15 protein-coding genes and 1 pseudogene are annotated in these 19,165 nt (G+C 61.6%); 6 read left to right on the plus strand and 10 right to left on the minus strand.

The annotated features are described in order from the left end of the window. Positions 1–333: 333 nt before the first annotated feature. The 5 genes from Q9451_RS15320 to Q9451_RS15340 all read right to left on the minus strand — a co-directional run bounded on the left by Q9451_RS15320 (position 334) and on the right by Q9451_RS15340 (position 5,272). The gene (locus Q9451_RS15320; protein ID WP_012272652.1) at positions 334–1,821 is read right to left on the minus strand and encodes a DUF1254 domain-containing protein; all 1,488 of its coding nucleotides are present in this window, start codon (positions 1,819–1,821) and stop codon (positions 334–336) included. Positions 1,822–1,863: 42 nt separating this feature from the next. Further along, positions 1,864–3,330, minus strand: a complete 1,467-nt coding sequence (locus tag Q9451_RS15325) for a DUF1254 domain-containing protein (RefSeq protein ID WP_012272651.1) — start codon at positions 3,328–3,330, stop codon at positions 1,864–1,866. A 304-nt stretch (positions 3,331–3,634) separates the two neighbouring features. Beyond that, a complete protein-coding gene (locus Q9451_RS15330) occupies positions 3,635–4,042 on the minus strand; it encodes an ACT domain-containing protein (protein ID WP_012272650.1) in 408 nt (135 codons plus the stop codon). Positions 4,043–4,307: 265 nt separating this feature from the next. After that, positions 4,308–4,667, minus strand: a complete 360-nt coding sequence (locus tag Q9451_RS15335; RefSeq protein WP_012272649.1) for a cupin domain-containing protein — start codon at positions 4,665–4,667, stop codon at positions 4,308–4,310. Next, the gene (locus Q9451_RS15340; RefSeq protein WP_041166516.1) at positions 4,664–5,272 is read right to left on the minus strand and encodes a GNAT family N-acetyltransferase; all 609 of its coding nucleotides are present in this window, start codon (positions 5,270–5,272) and stop codon (positions 4,664–4,666) included. Before Q9451_RS15340 ends, Q9451_RS15335 begins: the two co-directional genes overlap by 4 nt. Positions 5,273–5,540: 268 nt before the next feature. Between Q9451_RS15340 and Q9451_RS15345 the strand changes: the two are divergent. Beyond that, positions 5,541–5,904, plus strand: a pseudogene (locus Q9451_RS15345) (EamA family transporter); the annotation flags it as partial. An 8-nt stretch (positions 5,905–5,912) separates the two neighbouring features. On the opposite strand, the gene Q9451_RS15350 reads toward Q9451_RS15345, so the two are convergent. Then, positions 5,913–7,382 (minus strand): aldehyde dehydrogenase family protein, encoded by a 1,470-nt coding sequence (locus tag Q9451_RS15350; RefSeq protein WP_012272646.1) that lies wholly within the window; start codon positions 7,380–7,382, stop codon positions 5,913–5,915. A 203-nt stretch (positions 7,383–7,585) separates the two neighbouring features. On the opposite strand from Q9451_RS15350, the gene Q9451_RS15355 reads away from it, so the two are divergent. Together Q9451_RS15355 and Q9451_RS15360 are read left to right on the plus strand one after the other, a co-directional pair. Further along, positions 7,586–8,335 carry a class II aldolase and adducin N-terminal domain-containing protein gene (locus Q9451_RS15355; RefSeq protein WP_012272645.1) on the plus strand — a complete coding sequence of 250 codons (750 nt, stop codon included), beginning with the start codon at positions 7,586–7,588 and terminating at the stop codon, positions 8,333–8,335. Between the two features lie 55 nt (positions 8,336–8,390). Beyond that, the gene (locus Q9451_RS15360) at positions 8,391–9,338 is read left to right on the plus strand and encodes a choline ABC transporter substrate-binding protein (protein WP_012272644.1); all 948 of its coding nucleotides are present in this window, start codon (positions 8,391–8,393) and stop codon (positions 9,336–9,338) included. A gap of 71 nt (positions 9,339–9,409) precedes the next feature. On the opposite strand, the gene Q9451_RS15365 is transcribed toward Q9451_RS15360, so the two are convergent. From Q9451_RS15365 to Q9451_RS15380, 4 genes are all read right to left on the minus strand, one after another. Then, positions 9,410–10,459: a GlxA family transcriptional regulator gene (locus Q9451_RS15365; RefSeq protein WP_049773300.1), complete on the minus strand. Its 1,050-nt coding sequence runs from the start codon at positions 10,457–10,459 to the stop codon at positions 9,410–9,412. A 111-nt stretch (positions 10,460–10,570) separates the two neighbouring features. Continuing rightward, positions 10,571–12,232: a choline dehydrogenase gene (locus tag Q9451_RS15370; protein WP_012272642.1), complete on the minus strand. Its 1,662-nt coding sequence runs from the start codon at positions 12,230–12,232 to the stop codon at positions 10,571–10,573. A gap of 22 nt (positions 12,233–12,254) precedes the next feature. Further along, positions 12,255–13,418 carry an aromatic ring-hydroxylating dioxygenase subunit alpha gene (locus Q9451_RS15375; protein WP_012272641.1) on the minus strand — a complete coding sequence of 388 codons (1,164 nt, stop codon included), beginning with the start codon at positions 13,416–13,418 and terminating at the stop codon, positions 12,255–12,257. A gap of 344 nt (positions 13,419–13,762) precedes the next feature. Further along, a complete protein-coding gene (locus tag Q9451_RS15380; protein WP_012272580.1) occupies positions 13,763–14,677 on the minus strand; it encodes a LysR family transcriptional regulator in 915 nt (304 codons plus the stop codon). Between the two features lie 206 nt (positions 14,678–14,883). Between Q9451_RS15380 and Q9451_RS15385 the strand changes: the two genes are divergently transcribed. From Q9451_RS15385 to Q9451_RS15395, 3 genes are all read left to right on the plus strand, one after another. Further along, complete coding sequence (locus Q9451_RS15385) at positions 14,884–15,906, plus strand: zinc-dependent alcohol dehydrogenase family protein (protein ID WP_345960962.1); 1,023 nt, start codon at positions 14,884–14,886, stop codon at positions 15,904–15,906. Between the two features lie 520 nt (positions 15,907–16,426). Further along, positions 16,427–17,812: a hypothetical protein gene (locus tag Q9451_RS15390; RefSeq protein WP_345960963.1), complete on the plus strand. Its 1,386-nt coding sequence runs from the start codon at positions 16,427–16,429 to the stop codon at positions 17,810–17,812. Then, entirely contained in the window at positions 17,812–19,164 is a 1,353-nt protein-coding gene (locus Q9451_RS15395) for a GntR family transcriptional regulator (protein ID WP_012272577.1), read from the plus strand. Before Q9451_RS15390 ends, Q9451_RS15395 begins: the two co-directional genes overlap by 1 nt. Position 19,165: the final 1 nt, after the last annotated feature.

Here is a 19,165-nt window from a genome sequence, read left to right on the forward strand (position 1 = left end):
TTTCGGACCCTGATAACTTCAACAATCAGTTATTTGAAGTGGCTCAGGAGGCTGGCCGTTGCTGGCCGAAAGTGGACATCCTCCGGGCTACCCAACCTCCAGGTGCTGGCTATCGGCCAAGTTACTGTCGAGTGACAGGGCAATGGTTGGTCGCTGCCAGGTGGTTTGCAGTGCCGGTGTTCGCGGCTAAACCTGCTCCCACGAAGATTGCGGATGAGCTCTGTGTCAGCTTTGGGTCGTAAGCAGCCTTTCGCGACTGGCCGCTATCGACCCATAGCTGCCGTTGGATTGATTAGCTGGCGGACAGCTCAGATCGCCAGCTTAGCTTAGGGATTACTTGACCTTCACCACGTCATCTGGTTTCCAAGTCTGGTCGTAAAAGGCGTCTTCGCTTCCGTACAAACGCAGTGCTACGAGAAAGTTGCGGCCCGGTATGGTCTGGATAAATGCTGCATCCGCTACGTCGGTCGGTTTCTCAGGGCCAAACCAGATTTCCAGCGAACCGTCCGCCTGTTTTGGTATGTCGTAGTAGCCGTTGGTGGAGGGCAACAGTTGCTTCGTTTCGGGCATGGTGCCGTCGGTGATGTTGTACGCGGTCACTGCCCAGAACAACGCCGCGGGAGGGTTCGGCGGCAGGCGGAGTTTGTAGGTACTAGCGCCGTCCAGGAACTTACCGTCCTTGTCGCGCCCGGTAAATGGGTACTTTGAACCGGCCCCGGTGGTGTGCATCACCATGGCCGGCGCCGACGAATAGGCGAACTGGAAGAAGTTTGCGCGCTGACTGACATCTAGGTAACTGTCCTGCATCCAGTCGTTGGTGCCGCCAGCCCAGGTATTTTCGTACTGGCGGTCAGCGTAATAGAGGTTGCGCTTGTCCTCACGGCCTAGTTGGCGGTTGGCAAGGATCATCTTCGGCGCGGTTTCCACAGCCTTCTTCAGCAGCTCGTCCTGCCTGGCCGTCGGTTTGAAAGGCTCACCCTTGATGATGCCGATCGAGGCCAGCACTCCGCGCAGTTCGGGGTCGATAGCTTCGACCGGCTCATAGTCGACGAAGGCCTTGAGCTTGGTCCAGTAAGTGTTATCGACCGGGTACATCATGTTCAGCGCCTTGCCACTGGCGTCGGGGAACTGCATCGGCTTGACGTCCTTCTCGACCGTAAACAGCGGGTAGACGCGCGTGGTTTCGGCGCTTGCCACCGCCGGTACCGGGTCAGGCTTGCCATCGCCTTTAGCCATGACGGTGCGGAAGAACAGGAACACGTTGTACGTGCGCGACTTGACCGCGAAGTAGCCGCCCGGCACGGGCCCATTGTAATCCGGAGGCAGCAGGAGATAGAGGCCGCCGCGTGCGCGGTCGGGGCCCACGGCGCCTACATCGGTCAGCGTGCGCTGGAAGAAGTCGGTGAACATGCCAATGACATTGGCGGGCGCCTTCACCACCAATGGCCCCGTCTGCTTTAGGTCCAGGTAGCTCATGGAGTAGATCACGTCGGCGTTCGGCGTGGGCACCATGGTCCGAGCGTCCATGCGTTGCTTCCAGATCGGCAACACGTTGTACCCGGCGCCGAAGGCTTTTTCCGAACCGTCTTTCATGCCGATGGTGTTAAGCGCCGGCAGCATGGTCATGTAGGCATGGATTGCTCGCTGGTAATACAGCTCGTCACGCAGGCTTTCGGCTTCTTTGGGCTCAAGCCAGTTGCCGTTGTTGATTTGCTGGATTAGCGGCGAGGCCGGCGCTTGGTCCTGCGCCTGTGCCATCGGCAGGATGGCCAGCGCAGCCGCCAGGGTGGACAGGGTAAAGACTCGTTGCATGGAACGCATCGAACAGCCTCCTGAGCAATGGTTGGAATTGCAACGGGACGTTCACTTGATCTTCTTGATCACCGGCGGCTTCCAGCTGGCGTCCAGGATCGGCGCCTTGCCCCAGTAGGCGCGGATATACAGCGAGATAGGCTCCTTGGGTGAAGGCAGCCAGTTGTTTTCTTTGTCTTTGCCCGGGGATGCCGGGCCGATGTAGATCGTCAGTGAGCCATCAGCATTGCGCTTGAGGTCTTTGTTCTTGGTACCCAGAGAGTAGCGATTGTGCGCATTGGCGCTGAATAGGTGATGTTGGTTGTACAGCGTCAGCGACCAGAAGCCTTGTACCGGTGGTTCTTCACCTTTGGCGAAGGTGACCTCGTAGCTGTGAGCGCCATTGAGCTGAGCACCGTTGCCATCGAAGTCGGTGTAGAAGTACTGGGTTTCGTTGGGGCGGTTGTCGAACATGTTCGACTTGGCGGTGCCGGCGCGGTTGAAATAGTCCACGCCCCATTGGGCATTGTTGGTCGAGCGGTTCCAGCCATTGCCCGCTGGGCGGCCATTATGTTTCCACTGGAAGAAGGGCGCGATCAGCTCCTTGTCGGCCAGCTTGGCTTCCTCGACCAGCAGTTTCTTGATGGCCGGGTCTTTTGCGGCAATGGCCATGAGTTGGCGGAACTGGGCATACAGGGTTTCTTCCCCTGGCATCGGCGCGACGGTGTCGAGCACCTGCGGGAGTTGATCGAAGAATTTTTCCGGAATGACCCACTTGGTTTCGCCCTGGCTGGCGGTGTCTGCATTGGGTACCGGGATGTCGGGAGCTTGCTTCCAGTCGATCGTCTTCATCTTGCCGTCAAAGTCCTTGAGCGGGTAGAAGACGATCTGGTTGAGTTGTTGTTGGACGGCTGCGCGGTCGGCATCAGTGTCGTCCATGAACACGCGCGGTATGGTGTTGGCCAGTGCCGTGGGGCTGCGGATGAGCGCCTCCACGCCGTCGGGCTTTTCGCCTTGCCAGTTTGGCCCCACCAGCAGGTAGAAACCTGGCTTGCTGGCATAGGGCTTACCCAGTTCACCGAACTGATCGGTACGTTGGTCGTACATGGCGTACACCCAGAAGCGCTCGCCGAAGTCTGGCACCTGGGCAATCACGGGCTCGTCGTCCAGGGAGAAGAAGCCAAGGCCGTACACCACATCCTGGTTGGGGCAGGTGACAAAGGTTTCGGCAGGGGTGATGTAGTCGTGCAGCATGCCCAACTGGCCGCGCGGCGCCGCCGGCAGGATGCCGCCCAGCAGCCCCGGGTGAGGTGCTTTTGTGATGCGCTCGTAGCGGTTGATCATATTGACCATCGGCCAGCCCCAAAGGTAGGCCATGCGTGCGATGGTTTTCACGTATTCCGGATGCATAAGCACGTCGTTGCTGGGTTGAGTGAGCTGAGACGCGCTTGGCTGGGATTGTTCGGCGGCTTGAGCCAGTGGTGCGTTGAGCGACAAGATCAGGAGAGCTGCGCAAAAGCCTGTTTGTGCAGTTTGCATAGTCAACGTCCTTGCAGGTACGAAGCAAAGGGGACGCGTCGGCAAACTACGGTGAACGGCGGGCCACGCCCACACCCAGCGTCTCGCTCCCAGACCGATCCAAAGTTTAGCCGGAGATCTGACTGGGGCGGCTGGTAGGCATAATCATTTCGCGCCAACATTGTTTCGTGGTGGTAGCTGCCATCACGTATGTCAGCTATGGGTCGATTGCGGCCACTCGCGACCGTCTGCTTTCGATCCAAGGCGGGCGCTCACCATTGGCACATTTCGCCAATAGGCAGACTTGAAGCATCTTGGCTAGGGGCTATCTGGATTCACCTGCGCGAGATAAAGCTTGGAGGACATCGATGGCTTTAGCGGCATCATCCTTGGCCACGAAAATGTGATCATGGTAGAACGCGGCGATCACGTTGCAACTGATGCCAGCCTTTCCGAGTGCGGTCGCGAATGCGGCCGTCAAACCCACCGCATCAAGCGCTGAGTGGATCGTGAGCGTGATCCAAGCCGCCACAAAATTGTACTCAAGGCCCAGTGCATCAGCGCGTTCGCGCTCAATGATGACAGTGAAGCCTTCTTTTTCGCGGAATGTACCAAGTACATCGGTACCCAGAAGCGCGGACGCGTCCGCCACTGTGCAGAATACAAAGTCGCCTTCATTGAGGACTGGGCTCATGCCGCGGAGCAGGGCTGAGATGGATTTTTCGCCTGACATAGGGTACTCCCGCTTGAAAGGCAGTAGTGTGCATTTCAGCGGGTCATTAGTTTAATCAATTCTACTCATTATCGATTAGTTCTACTTATGCAGGATCCCGCCCAAGTCACCTTTCGTTCACCAGGCTAGACCAGGTCTGCCAGACGCGAGTGGCGCCATGCAGTAGAGGGCTGTTGTAGCCTCCTGTGTAGAGCATTCGAGCGCCGCCAGTAGGCAAGCATGCAAACTGTCCTTGCGCTGCGCTCGATGAAACGCAACCCCGTGCCTAGTTCGTGGGCAAGAGGATCACGAAGTTCTTTTTCATGTCTTCCAGCACGGTCCATTTCCCCTTGGCGCCCGGCTCGATAATGAACGTGTCCCCAGCGGCCAGTGTGAGGGGGGCGCAACCTTCAAGTTCAATGACGCAGCATCCACTCAGGACATGGCAGAACTCCCAAACTTTGTAGTCGATGCGCCACGCTCCGGTGCTGGCTTCCCATTCTCCAGAAATGCGACCTTGCTGTTCATCGTGATAGTACTTGGACGTCAGCGTATGAGGGGTGCCTTCCACGACCTCTTCAAAAAAAGGCAGGTCGCGCACCGGTTGGATATCCAGTTCGCGGAACACGGTCAGTTTCTTGTTCATGGTTTTTTCTCGAGCACGTTGTGGGTAGGGCGATACATCAAATAGGCTTCGCCGGTTACGCTCAGCATGGGGTGCGGAACGATCTGGCAGGTTTTAACAATTTGAAAACCGTGACGTTCATAGAAGCGGCGTGCACCGTGGTTTTCTGCATAATCGATCAGGCATAGCCCATCCAGGCCAGCGTCGTCGGCGCGCTGCTGGGCGTGGCGAAGAAACTGGACGCCCAGCCCCTGGCTGCGCCAGGCCTCATCTAACGCCAGGCTGGATATGTATAAGGTGGCGGGTATTTCCATGTCGGAATAAGGCGCGAGGACCGGGTCTGTCTCGACAGGCCTGTCAGGGGTCTCGCGCAAGGCATAGCTATGCATCATGCCGATGACGCGCCCTTCGAAAGTGGCCATCAAGCAGTTCTTGTAGGAAAAGTCACCCTGTTCCCTGGCATAGCGAGACGCACCGACACTCAGCAATGCTTCTCCTGGCACGGCAAGCTTGCTCCATATGTAATCGGCCATGCCCTCCGATGTCAGTTGAAAGAAGCGCGCAATATCGTGCGCGTCCGCGGCTTGAGCGGGTCTGAATTCGATAGACATGTACGGTGCTCCCATGGGATCGGGTAGTTCGTTTTCAAGGATTACGCCTTTGACAGGGTGGCAGGGTAGGCGGGTTTAACGGTTCCCATCATGCTCTGGGCGAACACCGTCAGCATGGTGTGCGACGCTATCCCACGATCAAAGGCTCGTGGCCGTCTAATGGCTCAAGCCTGGGAAATCGATCGATCAGTTGCCGGAGGTGGTGAGGCGAGAAGCAGGGCAACGTGTACTTCCATGGCGGGATGGCAGGATTCAGCGCGGGTTTGCCTCCTAGTGGGGGCGTCTAGGAGCCGCACTGGCTATCGCTGGGATTTCGGTAATCTCGGTGGCGACCTGCAGCCGGTTTTAGCCTGCAAGGTGCTGCGCTCACCTCCATTGCCGGCACCGGCTATGGGGCCTTTTCGGTTGCCATGAAACGTATGGAGGTATCGGGAGGGCTGCACTTCACCCGACTGTTGTTGCTCTTTGGCAGCCTGTATCTGCTGATGCCGGCTGCCGCCGAAGGTTTCGTGATCGGCGAGTTGTCGCCGCTGCTGGCGCTGGCTACGCTGCCGACAATCCTCGGTTTCTTCTGTACCACCAAGGCCATCGAGTACCTTAAGCCATCCCACGTCCAAGCGTTGGAGCTTACGGAGCCACTGTTCGCCAGAAGTCGTCATGTGAACCAGTTCAACGCCCGAGGCTCGCAATTGAGTAGCACGTGTTTGAGTTCACTGAATTCCTCCAGGCCTGTCGCCGATAGCTCGCGGCCGATGCCGCTGGCCTTGAAACCACCCCAGGGCGCCTGGGGAAATGCCAGGTTGTAATCGTTCACCCACAGTGTCCCAACCCGCAGCCGCCGGGCCATGCGATTGGCGCAGCCCAGGTCGCCGGTCCAGACCCCGGCCGCCAGGCCATAGGGCGTATCGTTGGCCAACCGCACGGCATGTGCCTCGTCGGTGAAGCGTTCGACGGTGATTACCGGGCCGAAAATTTCTTCGCGAGCAATGCGCATGTCGGCCTGCACGTCACTGAGCAGGGTAGGGCGTAACCAGAACCCCTTTTCCAGGTGCGCATCCGTGGGGCGCTGGCCGCCGGCGCGCAGGCGAGCGCCTTCGCCTTGTGCCGCCTGGATCAGCGACAGCACGCGATTCCGCTGGGCCGCCGATATCAGAGGCCCCATGCGCGTGCGGCTGTCGAAGCCATCGCCGAGAACAATAGCGTCGATGCGTTCGACCAGGCGCGCGACGAAGCGATCATGCACGGAGGCTTGCAACAGCAGGCGCGAGCCGGCCGAGCACACCTGCCCTGCGTTGAAGAACACGGCGTTGAGCGCCTGGTCCAGGGCCACGTCGAGGTCGGCATCAGCAAACACGATATTTGGGTTTTTGCCACCGAGCTCCAGCGCCAGGCGCTTGAAGTTGCCACTGGCGGCCTGCATCACCTTGGCACCGGCTTGGGCGCCACCGGTGAACGACACCATGTCCACCCGGTCGCTGAGCGCCATGTGGTGGCCTACGGTGCCATCGCCGCAGACCAGGTTGAACACCCCGGCTGGCAGCGCCAGGGCGGCCAGCAAAGCCGTCAGGTGCAAGGCACTTAGCGGCGTCAGTTCGCTGGGCTTGAGAATCACCGTGTTGCCCGCAGCCAAGGCGGGGGCGAGCTTCCAGGCGGTTTGCAGCAGAGGGTAGTTCCACGGCACGATCAACGCGCAGACACCTACCGGCTCATGGCGTGTGACGCTGATGACGTGGTCGGGGGCATGCGGGTGAGCGCGATCGGTGCGCGCTTCAAGCAGCCCTGCGTAGTAGCGGAAGGTGGCCACCACGCAGGCCATATCGGCCTCGCTCTCGCACAGGGTCTTGCCGGTGTTGAGGGTTTCCAGGCGCGCCAGTTGCGCGGCATCGGCTTCGATGGCTGCCGCGATGCGCAGCAGCCAGGCGCTGCGCTCACTCGGTGGCAACTGCGGCCAAGGGCCGTGGTCGAAGGCGTGACGGGCGGCGTCGATCGCGGCGTCGACATCCTGGGCGCCGGCTTCTGGCGCCAAGGCCAGCAAGGACTCGTTGGCGGGGTTGAGGATTTCCCGATAGCGGCCGCTGTGTGGCTCACGCCATTGCCCTGCGATGAATAGCGATTGATGGGACACACTGAGTCTCCTGGCTTGCCTATGTATGGGCACACCATAGACAGGCAGCAGGGTGCGAACTTGACGAAATACGACAGGGCCAGTGCTGCGCTCGTTCGCGACAAGGCAGGTCGCATCGCATCAAGTCAAAAGCGTCGCCATCCCTAGACTCGAAGGGTATGAACGCGCCCCCGAGGGGCGCGCCTGCCGCCCGAGGAGCTGCCATGCACAACTCATCCATCGCTGTTCTAGACTCCCATGCCCAGGCCCGCGTCGAGCTCGCCTGCGCATTTCGCTGGACCGCCCGCCTAGGGATGCACGAGGCGATTGCCAACCATTTCAGCCTGGCTGTTTCCGAGGATGGCCGGCGTTTTCTGATCAATCCCTATGGCCGGCATTTTTCCAGGATCCGCGCCAGCGACTTGCTGCTGCTCGATGCCGACGACCCCTCGGCGTTGCAGCGCCCCGGGGCGCCGGACATCACTGCCTGGGCCCTGCATGGCGCCTTGCACCGGCGGCATCCGCATGCGCGCTGCATCCTGCATGTGCATTCGAAGTACGCCACCGCCTTGGCCTGTTTGGCCGACTCGCGCCTGCCACCGATCGAGCAGAACGCCATGCGCTTCTTCGAGCGCGTGGCCATCGACGAGGGGTTCGACGGCATGGGGCTGGGGGATGAAGCCGAGCGGGTAAGCCGCCAGTTGGGCGACAAGCCGATTCTGCTGATGGGCAACCACGGTGTGCTGGTGGCGGCCCCAAGCGTGGCCCAGGCCTTCGACGACCTCTACTACTTCGAGCGGGCCTGCGAGCTTTACCTCACCGCGCTTGCCAGCGGCCGCCCTCTGCGTATCGCCAGCGATGCCGTGGCGCGCAAGACAGCCCGGCAATGGCTTGATTATCCGGATTTCGCCGCCCGCCATTTCGCTGCGCTGCAGGAAATCCTCGATGAGCAGGAGCCGGACTATCGCAGCTGAGTGCATACGCCCGTGCATTGTCACGCCCACCCTGAACCGTTCTGGAGTCGCTCGCATGCCAAAGAAAACAACAGTGCCCGTGCTTGCCGCATCGCTGCTCGTCGCGTCCATCGCCACCGCCCAGGCCAGTGACCCCGCTGCCTGCCAGACAGTCAACTTCGCGGAGGTCGGCTGGGCTGACATCGCCGCCACCACTGGGCTCGCGACTACCGTCTTGCAAGGCCTGGGTTACAAGACCAAGACCCAGATGCTGTCGATCCCGATGGCGTACCAGGCCATGGAAATGAAGAGCATCGACGTCTACCTTGGCGCCTGGATGCCGTCGATGGCGGCAATTTCCACGCCTTTTCTGGAAAAAGGCAGCGTCGAGCGGGTACGCACCAACCTGACCGGTGCCAAATACACCCTGGCCGTGCCGGACTATGCCTACGAGGCCGGGCTCAAGCGCTTCGAGGACATCGCCCGGTTCAAGGACGAGTTGCAAGGGCGCATCTACGGCATCGAGGCCGGCAATGATGGCAACCAGATCATCCAGGGCCTGATCGACAAGGACAGCTATGGCCTCAAGGGTTTCCGCCTGGTCGACTCAAGCGAGGCCGGCATGTTGGTGGAAGTACGCCGGGCGGTGCGCTCGAAAAAGCCGATCGTGTTCCTGGGGTGGGAGCCGCACCCGATGAACAGCCAGCTGTCGATGCGTTATCTGAGTGGTGGCGACGCTGAGTTCGGCCCGAACTACGGGGCTGCAGTGGTCGACACCCATACGCGCAAAGGCTTCGGCCAGGAATGCCCGAACGTAGGTGCGTTATTGTCTCGGATGGCGTTTGAGCTGGGGATGGAAAGCCAGATCATGGGGGCCATTCTCAACGACAAACAAAAGCCTGCGCTGGCATCACGGGAGTGGCTCAAGCGCAACCCACAGGTGCTGGAGAACTGGCTGGCGGGGGTGACGACGTTCGATGGCCAGCCAGGGGCATCGGCGGTGCGCAGTTACCTTGGGCTTTAACCTATGGCCCTGGGGCGCTTTGCGCCCCAGGGCGGCGATGCATCTGTGCAAGCCCGCGCACTGCACCGAGATCAGATCGCCAACGGCTGCCGGTCATGCCCCAACGGCTGGCGCATGACCGGGGCGCTCAAACTCTGCGAACGGTCGTTGCTCGGTGCACAGCCGAATTTGGCGCGGTAGGCGCGGGAGAAGTGTTCCAGCGAGCCGAAACCTGCACTGGCTGCAACCTGGGCAACGCTCATGCGGGTTTGCTGCAACAGGTTGTGGGCGCGCGCCAGGCGCAGGCTGAGGTAGTACTTCAGCGGCGTAAGGCCGGTGTGCTGCATGAACTGGCGCTCCAGTTGGCGACGCGACAGTGCCACACGCTCGGCGATGGCCTCGCAGCTCAGCGGTTCTTCCAGGTGCTGTTCCATCAACTCGATGGCCCGCCCCATCTTGCCGGCCTGGGCATGCAGGTTGCGGCGATAGCCTTCGGCTTGCTGGACCTGCGGCTCGCGTACCTGCTCGATGAGCATGTGCATGGCCACTTCGCGTGCCAGGTTGCCACCGGCCAGCCGGTCCAGCCAGCTGAGCACCATGTCCAGCACGGCAGTGGCGCCTGCGCAGGTCAGGCGCTTGCGGCCCAACGAGTAGAGCTGCGCGCAGGCTTGCACCCTAGGGTAGCTTTCCTGGAAACCTTGCAGGTTGTCCCAATGGACGGCGGCCGGGTGGCCGTCGAGCACACCTGCCGCAGCCAGCAGCTCGGTGCCGGTTTCGATCCCTACCATGACTGCGCCGAAGGCCGCCTGGCGCTTGATCCAGGCCTTGAGGGCCGGGTTGCGCGCGTGGCGGTGCACATCGAAGCTGGCGATCACCACGCAGGCATCGAATTCGCTGTGCTCGCCGATGCCCGCCTGGGCACCGGCGAGCAGGCCGTTGCTGGCGGGCACCGGCTGGCCGTCTACCGAGAGCAGGGTCCATTGGAACAGGTTGCACTGGGCCAGCCAGTTGGCGATCGAGAGCGGTTCGATCAGCGAGGCCAGGCCGAAGTTGGAAAACGATGGCAGCAACAGAATGCCGATGCGCAGCGGAGGGCTGGCAGGGCCCTGCCACTGAAGGTCAAGGGTTTCGGATCGTTTCATGGTTGCACCAGGCTCGGCAATGGGCGCCGGCTGCATTGGCCGGCACCTCGTTCACAGGAAAGGCCCGCTGCGCCTATGCAAGCGCAGTGGGCCGGCTTTGGCAAGTACCCCTCAACGCTGGCATTCGCGCCAGCGTGGGTGAACCCACACAGGTGCATCGCTTGCGGTAAGCGCGGTGAGGCCACGGATCAGGTCGCTGGCCTTCTCGGCGATCATCACCGTGGGCGCGTTGGTGTTGCCGCTGACGATCTGCGGCATGATCGAGGCATCGACCACCCGCAGCCCGCGCAGACCGTGCACGCGCAATTGTGGGTCGACCACTGCTTCGGGGTCGCTGGGCGGGCCCATCTTGCAGGTGCCGCTGGCGTGGTAGCCAGTCTCGGTGATGCGTCGCGCCCAAGCGTCGAGCTGCGCATCGCTCACCTGGTCGGCACCGGGTACCAGCTCGTCACCGGCATAGGCGCGCATGGCCGGCTGGGCGAGGATCTCGCGTACCAGGCGGGCGCCTGCACGCATGTCGGCGCGGTCGCGCTCGGTGGTCAGGTAGTTGAAGAGGATGCGCGGCGCCTGGTGCGGATCGGTGCTGACCAGGCTGACGCTGCCCAGGCTGGTGGGGCGCATCAGGTCGATGTGCACCTGGAAGGCGTGCTCGGGCACCAGGTCGACGCTGCCTGGCTGGACCGCCAGCGGCATGAACGTCAGTTGCAAGTCGGGAAACTCCACCCCGGCCCGCGAGCGGATGAACGCGCCCGCCTCGAAATGGTTGCTAGCCGCCAGGCCATCGTGGCTGGCGAACCAGCGCGCGCCGATCAGCCATTTGCCCGGTGCACGTGTCCAGGGGTAGAGCGACACCGGCTGCTTGCAGCGGTACTGCACGACGGTATCGGGATGGTCGTTCAGGCGCTGGCCTACTCCCGGCAGGTCGCGTACCAGGGGGATGCCCAGGCGCCGCAGATGCTGGGCCGGGCCGACGCCAGAAAGCATCAGCAGTTGCGGTGAGTTGATGGCGCCAGCACTCAGTAGCACCTCTTGGCGCACACGCACCTGGTGCACCACGCCGTCCATTTCGAACTCCACCCCGTAGGCTTGTTCGCCGTCGAAGAGAATCCGCCGGCTCAGCGCCGAGGTGGCGATGGTGACGTTGCCGCCTTTGAGTGCTTCAGCCAGGTAGCCGCGCGCGGTGCTCCAGCGCTTGCCGTCGCGGGTGGTGCGGTCGACCGGGCCAAAGCCTTCCTGGCGGTGGCCATTGAGGTCGCTGCTCACGCCATAGCCGGCTTGCTGGCCGGCCTCGATGAAGGCCTGGCACAGTGGCGGCGAGGTATCGCCTGGTGTGACGTGAAGCAGCCCGGTTGCGCCGCGGTAGGTGTTGGCGCCGTCCCGATGGTTTTGCGCCCGCATGAAGTAGGGCAGCACCTCCCGATAGCTCCAGCCTTCGCAGCCTTGTGCAGCCCAGCCGTCGTAGTCGCGGGCATGGCCACGAATGTAGACCATGCCGTTGATCGACGACGAGCCGCCCAGGGTGCGCCCGCGTGGTGTGCCGATGCGTCGGCCGTCCAGGCCCGGCTCCGGTTCGCTGGTGTAGCTCCAGTTGAAGCGGGTGCCGCCTACCACGATGCCCACTGCCGAGGGCATGTCGATGGTCCAGCTGGCGTCCGGCGGGCCGGACTCCAGCACCAGGATGCGCAGGGCCGGGTTCTCTCCCAAGCGCTTGGCCAGCACGCAGCCGGCCGAGCCGGCACCAATGATCACATAGTCGTATTCATGCCCGAGCATAAAGGCTCCCCCATGACAGTGGTCAGCGGCCTGCGCCGATGCCGTCGAACACCAGCTTGTGGAAGTGATGCACCAAATGCTCGCTTTCGTTGCTGCGCTCGGCGTCGATCATGTAGCGGCCCTGGTCGTAGCCGAGCGAACGCAGGCCTTTCTGCACGCTGATGTTGAGCTCGATGTCCTCGGGGCCGAGGTCCTCGTTCATCCACTTCATGCAGGCGTGGGAAACCTCCGGGACCTGCTCGTGGGGGCTGTAGTAGCCAAAACGCAGCAGTGAGCGCTCGGCGTCCAGCGGGATCATGATGAACGTGCCGAGAAACGCCGAGAAGGGGAAGGTATAGAAGGTGTTGTTCGGCCACAGCCCGATGTTGAAGAAGCGCTCGTCGGGGTTGCGTGGCCCGCTCAGCTTGACGCCGTAGGCTTCCTCGGCCTGCTGGTTGGCCGGTGCGATGTACGTCCACCAGTTGTCGCGCTTGGTCAGGCGGTAGCCTTTGAAGTCGATCAGCTTGGCCAGGTCGATATGGCAGGGCCCGGACAACTTGAAATGGTACCCCTCGATGGAGTTGTCCATGATCACCTTCCAGTTGGCCGGTACGATCACGTCCTGCTCTTCGATCAGGCGCATCTTGCCAAGGTCGGGAAAGACCGCGCGCATTTCTTCGTCGGCACCTGGGAACAGCTCCGCCAGCGACGGCGCGTCTGCGTCGAAGTTGAAGTAGACGAAACCGCCGAGTTCTTCGACGCGGACCTTGGGAATGTTGAATTGCTGCTTGTCGAAGGCTATCAGCCGTTCGCTGCGTGGCGCACTGCGCAGGCTGCCGTCCATTTCGTAGCACCAGGAGTGGTAGGCGCAGCGCAGCACTCGGATGTCGTTACCACGACGCACATCCAGCAGGCGATTGCCACGGTGCTGGCAGACATTGTGGAAGGCATTGATCTTGCCATCGTTGCCACAGGCCACCACCACGCTCTGGTCGAACATGTCGCACACCACGAACTGACCAGGCTCGGCGAACTCGTTGCGATGGCCGGCCAGGTGCCAGGCACTCATGAAGATACGGTCGCGTTCGGCAGCGAAGATCTGCTCGTCGAAAAAGTACCGCGAGGGCAAGGTGAAGGCGTGTTCCGGGCGCTGCTCGGCCCAATCTGCAATGGAAGTGCTGTGTTTGAACTGCTCGACGGATTGCATGGCTGGTCTCCTCCAGACACTGCCCCTGGGGTTCGATCAGGGGCTCGCTCGGGAGTTAATCTAGGGGAGGGTGAGGGGCTGCTCTTGATGGAAAGCGACAACATACGCCGATGTGCGCGGTGTCGAGGCCAAGCCTGAGCAGCACAGGCCTTGAGCAGGGGCAATGGGCGTCAGAGGATGGCTGTGCCTTGCGCATCAAGGGCACCGGCAGCGTGACGACGGTGAAGCACGCCATGATCACGCAGGGAATGCGTCGGCGTAGGTCAGGCTTTGTGCTTCGCGTGAACAAGCCCGACGCGAGCTTCAAGCGTGCTGGATGTGAAGACCCACGTTAGGGGTGCGAATCAAAGGCTGTCCGGATCCCCGAAGAACATCTGTATCCGCGACCGCAGCCACCGCTCCGCCGGGTCGTTGTCCTGCGCCCCGCGCCAGGCCATGTGCAGTTCGAAACTGCGCACGGGTATGGGCAAGTCCTCGGCGCGCAACCCGCCCGCCGCCGTCAACGCCTCTGCGGTGTAGTCCGGCACCGTGGCGACGATATCGGTGCCCGCCAGCAAGCTCCCCAGCCCGTTGAACTGCGGCACCGCCAGCACGACATGCCGCTTGCGGCCAAGTTCTTCCAGGGCTTCATCGATGAAGCCAGACAGGTCCCCGGCAAACGACACCAGTGCATGCGGCCGTGCGCAGAAGTCGTCCAGGGTGATGTTGCCGGGTACGCTGTCGGCCCGCAGCAGTTTAGGCATGCTGCGGCGCAGCACCTTGCGCTTTGCATTGGCCGGCAGTTCGCTGGTGTAGCTGACACCCACCGAAATCTCGCCCGAGGCCAGCAGCGTGGGCATCAGCAGGTAGTTGACCCGTCGCACCACCAGCACGATACCAGGGGCTTCGGCGCGAATACGCTTGAGCAGTTGCGGCAGCAAGGCGAACTCGGCGTCATCCGAGAGGCCGATGCGGAACACTGCGTTGCTGGTGGCTGGGTCGAATTCGGCGGCGCGGCTGACCGCCGTGGAAATCGAATCCAGCGCCGGCGACAGCAGGGCGAAGATCTCGTGGGCCCGTGCCGATGGCTCCATGCTGCGGCCGGTGCGCACGAACAGCGGGTCGTCGAACAGGTTGCGCAAGCGCGACAAGGCTGCGCTGATGGCCGGTTGGCCGAGGAACAGTTTTTCCGCGGCACGGGTCACGCTGCGCTCGTGCATCAGCGTTTCGAACACGATCAGCAGGTTGAGGTCTACGCGACGCAGGTCGTTTCGATTCATCGGTGTGCTTCGCCTAAAGTGGGGCAGGGGTGAATCTTAAGGCCAAAGGCTGTTACCCTGCACGGGTTTAGGGGGACCAATCGCAGGGAAAGTCAGGTGCCCAATCGATGACAAGCATGTCGACTATTAATGACCACTGATGGTCTAACGAGCAAAGCCCGGATAAAGTCAGTGGTAATTAGAGGTTCACAAAGGCGAGGTATGCGATGTCCCGCATGATCCGTTTCCACAAGTTCGGCGCTGCCGATGTGCTCCGTTGCGAGGAGCAGGCCGAACCGTCACCCGCTGTCGACGAGGTACAGATCCGCGTCGAGGCGATTGGCGTCAGCTGGTATGACGTGCTTTGGCGCCAGAACCTGGCACCATCCCAGGCACGCCTGCCAGCGGGGATCGGCCACGAAATGGCTGGGGTGGTGACTGCGGTCGGTGAAGGGGTCGAAGACATTGCCGTCGGTGATCGGGTTGCCAGCTTCCCGGCCACCAGTGCCAACGACCACCCGGTGTATGGTGATGTCATCGTGCTGCCGCGCACTGCCATTACCCGCTACCCGGATGTACTCACCCCCATTGAGGCCAGCGTGCACTATACGCCGCTGCTGATCGCCTATTTCGCCTACGTCGACCTGACGCGGGCCAAGGCGGGTCAGACTGCGTTGGTCACCGATGCCAGCCATTGCGCCGGCCCTGCTTTCGTGCAACTGGGCAAGGCACTGGGGCTGAAAGTGTTCGCCGCCACCAAGGAAGCGGAGCAGCGTGAGTACCTGCTGGGCCTGGGTGCCGACAAAGTGATCGTTACCGAAGAGCAGGACCTGCTGCTGCAGATTGGCAAGTACACCGATGGCCGTGGCGTGGACATGGTCCTCGATGGCATGGGTGGGCCGCAGATGTCGCTGCTGGGTGATGTGCTGGCACCGCGTGGCAGCCTGGTGCTGTATGGCCTGCAAGGCGGCAACCAGACGCCGTTCCCGGCCTGTGCGGCATTTCAGAAGAACATTCAGTTCTATGTCCACTGCATCGGCAACTTCACCGGCAAACCAGAACTTGGTATCAGCCAGGATCAGGTGGCACTGCAGCGTGCCTTGCGCGATATCAACCAGTTCACTGCCGACCAGTTGCTGACACCGCAGATCATCAAGGTGTACCCGTTCGAGCAGGTGGTGGACGCGCATCGCTATATGGACCAATGCCCGTGTGGCGGACGTGTGGTGCTGGACATGGCACAACACTGACGGTTCTTTGTGTTATCGGAAAGCCCGGGCAGCGTCCCGGGTTTTTTTATGCGTGGGGTAAAATGATTTAAGTCTTAAAAAGTAGGAGCGTTCCTACGATTAAATACGACATGGACTACATTCTGGTCGATGACTTTCGGGGTGTTGGAAATATTGCGCCAAGTATTCAGGCTTGAACTCTTTTTCTCTGGGGTGCAATGTGGGGTCGCACTTTTGCTGAATGGTTTTTTTACCGTGAACTGTGTCTTCAATTCGCTCTGAATTCCTCTCGATAATGGCCCAATGATAGTTTGCGCAAGGAGCGTGGAATGAGCATGGCTATGCCTGGAGTAGGGCGGTGTGTGGCAGCGGCTGGCCGTCGCAGTGGTGGTTATTTTTCGATGGCTTGGCGACAGTGAAGGGTTACGTCATTACTTTCATTTTGTTGTAGGAAATTTCTTCTGGAAAAGTTCAGGGTATGTCGACGCGCCAGTGTTTGGCTCGGCATTCGCTGGCTGCATGAAGTTGATGAGGTGATTTCGTGACTGCTATTCACGACCAGGCAATGCATTATATCTACCAGCAAGTGCTCGAACGCTTGCTGAGCCACATGTCCCAGGCACAACGTGCTTCCCTGCAGTTGCTGATACAACGGCTGCTGGTTGCTGCCGGCGGGCCCGAATACATCGGTACCTTCCGTTTGCAGGTATTGCAAGGCAGTGATCCCCAGGGCATCCGGCTGCTGGCCATGCTGCGTGCCGCGCAACTGAGTATTGCCCTGCGTGCCCCGGAAACCTTCCAGTTGCGGGTGCTGGTGGTCAGCCTGCCGGTTGTCGATGGTGCCACGCTGGAGGCTCACGAGCGCAGTTTCAGCGCCTTGTTCATGCAGGATGACCCGCGGGTGCAATTGCAGATGATCGAGGGGTGCACGGTTGTGCCGTTCAGCCGTCGGCCCTCGGCAACGCCCGAGCATTGGATACTGGCAAAGGACGCCATGTTGATGTTCGGCCACCTGATCGATGCCAGGCCCGAAGCCCTGCTGGGTAGCCGCTTGCACCTGGAACTGGCGGGTGCCGTTGGTTTTGCGCTGCTGGCAGAGGCGCCCGCCGATGCATTGGTCACGGCTATACCCGCCTTTCAGCGCCGTCGATACCTGGCGTGGGCGAGGCGTAGCCTGCGCTTTGCCGGGGAGCGCGGTCCGTATGCGGTACACCAGTGCCTGGCGGCGCTGGTGAATGGCTTGGGCCGGTTACATGGCGCTGCCGGTGGCGCGCAGGGTAGCCTGGCAGAGCCGGCATTGGGTGCTGCACCGGAAGGGGCGACGGTGCGGCTGTTAGCCCTTGATGACTTGCTGCCGCACTTGCTTGAAGAGCAGCCGCTTGATGCCATGCTGGGGTGTGGTTTCGAGGCCGTCCCGGATGCTTTGCCACTGTCGGAATTCGTCGACTCGCTAACCATGGCACAGTTGCACCAACTGCGTGCGCGCAGTCTGGAGCCACAGGCTGGTCGTCCAGCGCTGCGGCTGGCAGGGCAGGTGGCCGGTAGCAAACAGCGCGAGGCACATCAGTTGCAACTCGGCAAAGCCTACGGCATCAATCAGACCCAATTGGTGTGCTTGCTGTTCAGCCCCTTTGCCAGGCAGGGGAAAAACCTCGAGCGGTTCTTGCAGTGTCGGCATGCCGACATGCTGGTAGCGTTGCCGTACCTGCACAGGGCCTTGCAAGGCAAACCCTGCCCCGATGCGGTAAAAGCCTGGTTGGTGAACACAAGTGGCATGCCGCTGGGCCAATTGCGGGCGATTTATGCCGGGCAGTTGCCGCTGACTGCCTGGCGTCTGCTTAACTATCTGGCCCGCCGCGATGTGCACCTGAGGTTGTTGCCGCGGCAGGCGTCGGGGCGGCGGCGCGGCTTTGTGGGGCTGCCTTGATGGGGCGAGCGACCGCCGGCGAGTTCGCGTATCGCAAGGTGTATCGCTACCTGGAAGCATTGATCGATCAGGCTGCTGGCGATGGCCCATGCCGGTTACCGTCATTGCGTGCGCTGTCCCGGCGGCTGCGGGTGTCGTTGGCCACGGTACAGAATGCCTATAGCCTGCTGGAAGAAGAGGGCCGCGTGCACTGCCGGCCGAGGTCGGGCTATTACGTGGATAACGCTGGCAAAGAACAGGCCGTGGCTACGCACAGGCAGCCTCCCTTGCCGGCGCAGCCGCTGTTGGAGCGCATTCTGCTAGGCCACGAGCGGCGCCTGGCCCGCCAACGTGACTGCAGCGTTGCACCCTGGGATGCGCTTGGCAGCACCCGATTGCGCAATGCCATTGCTGAACGCTATACCCGCTCCTCCAGCCAGTACTGGCGTGCCGATGATGTGCAACTGGCCCCCGATGTGCTGGCGTTGATCGAGACACTGCTCGCGGCGCTGGCCTTGCATGGCGGTACTGTGCTGGTACATTCGCCCTGTTGCTGGCAGGTTTTACGCGCCTTGGCGCGTGCTGGCATGCGCGTATTGGAGGTGCCACTGGATGCTCAGGGCAACCCAGACCTGCCTGCCTTGGCCAGGTTGCTGGGGAGCGAGCCGGTAAACATGCTGGTCATGCCATCGTGCCTGGGCATGCCACAAGGGCGGCTGCTTTCACCGTACTATCAGCAGCAGCTTGGTCTATTGCTTGGCCAGTACCCTGTGTGGTTGCTGGAAAACGACCTGGACAGCGAACTCTGTTACAGCGGGCCACCGAACAAACGCTTGCGCGACTGGGTGGACCCGCGTTGGCTGTTGGTGATGGGCACGTTCGAGGCTGCGGTGGGGCCCGAAGCGCCGTATGCCTATTTACTGAGCCGTGACGCCGAGTTGGCCAAGGCGTTCGCCGAGCGAGCATTTCGGCTGGCGCCGCTACGCTTGCAGGCGCTTGCGCACATGCTGGGCAAGGGGGAAATCGAGACGCAATGGGTACAGTTACGCCTGGACCTGCAAAGGCGCACGCAATGCCTGGCGCGTGTGCTGGCGTTGCAATTCGGCCAGCGGGTGGTGCTGGAGATGCCGCAAGGCGGGCAGATGCTGTGGGTGCGCTTCCGTCAGCCGCTGGTGTGGGAGGGTATTAACGCAGCGTTGGCAGGCTCACCGTTGCATGTGCTGTCCGGCGAGCAGTTCAGCCTGCAGGGGCGCTACACGCAATACCTGGCATTGATGTGGTTGGGGGGGCACCCGGATGATCTGCAACAGGCGGTAACGCGCTTGGCACAGGCGTTGGAGCCGCGTTGCGGGCGTCGTACTCGCAACCTGTAGC

It is taken from the genome of Pseudomonas sp. NY8896 (assembly GCF_039634505.1).

Coding starts and splice junctions, on each gene's coding strand:
- Q9451_RS15320 (WP_012272652.1), bottom strand. CDS start 1,821: ATGCGTTCCATGCAACGAGTCTTTACCCTGTCCACCCTGGCGGCTGCG.
- Q9451_RS15325 (WP_012272651.1), bottom strand. CDS start 3,330: ATGCAAACTGCACAAACAGGCTTTTGCGCAGCTCTCCTGATCTTGTCG.
- Q9451_RS15330 (WP_012272650.1), bottom strand. CDS start 4,042: ATGTCAGGCGAAAAATCCATCTCAGCCCTGCTCCGCGGCATGAGCCCA.
- Q9451_RS15335 (WP_012272649.1), bottom strand. CDS start 4,667: ATGAACAAGAAACTGACCGTGTTCCGCGAACTGGATATCCAACCGGTG.
- Q9451_RS15340 (WP_041166516.1), bottom strand. CDS start 5,272: ATGGGAGCACCGTACATGTCTATCGAATTCAGACCCGCTCAAGCCGCG.
- Q9451_RS15355 (WP_012272645.1), top strand. CDS start 7,586: ATGCACAACTCATCCATCGCTGTTCTAGACTCCCATGCCCAGGCCCGC.
- Q9451_RS15360 (WP_012272644.1), top strand. CDS start 8,391: ATGCCAAAGAAAACAACAGTGCCCGTGCTTGCCGCATCGCTGCTCGTC.
- Q9451_RS15365 (WP_049773300.1), bottom strand. CDS start 10,459: ATGAAACGATCCGAAACCCTTGACCTTCAGTGGCAGGGCCCTGCCAGC.
- Q9451_RS15370 (WP_012272642.1), bottom strand. CDS start 12,232: ATGCTCGGGCATGAATACGACTATGTGATCATTGGTGCCGGCTCGGCC.
- Q9451_RS15375 (WP_012272641.1), bottom strand. CDS start 13,418: ATGCAATCCGTCGAGCAGTTCAAACACAGCACTTCCATTGCAGATTGG.
- Q9451_RS15380 (WP_012272580.1), bottom strand. CDS start 14,677: ATGAATCGAAACGACCTGCGTCGCGTAGACCTCAACCTGCTGATCGTG.
- Q9451_RS15385 (WP_345960962.1), top strand. CDS start 14,884: ATGTCCCGCATGATCCGTTTCCACAAGTTCGGCGCTGCCGATGTGCTC.
- Q9451_RS15395 (WP_012272577.1), top strand. CDS start 17,812: ATGGGGCGAGCGACCGCCGGCGAGTTCGCGTATCGCAAGGTGTATCGC.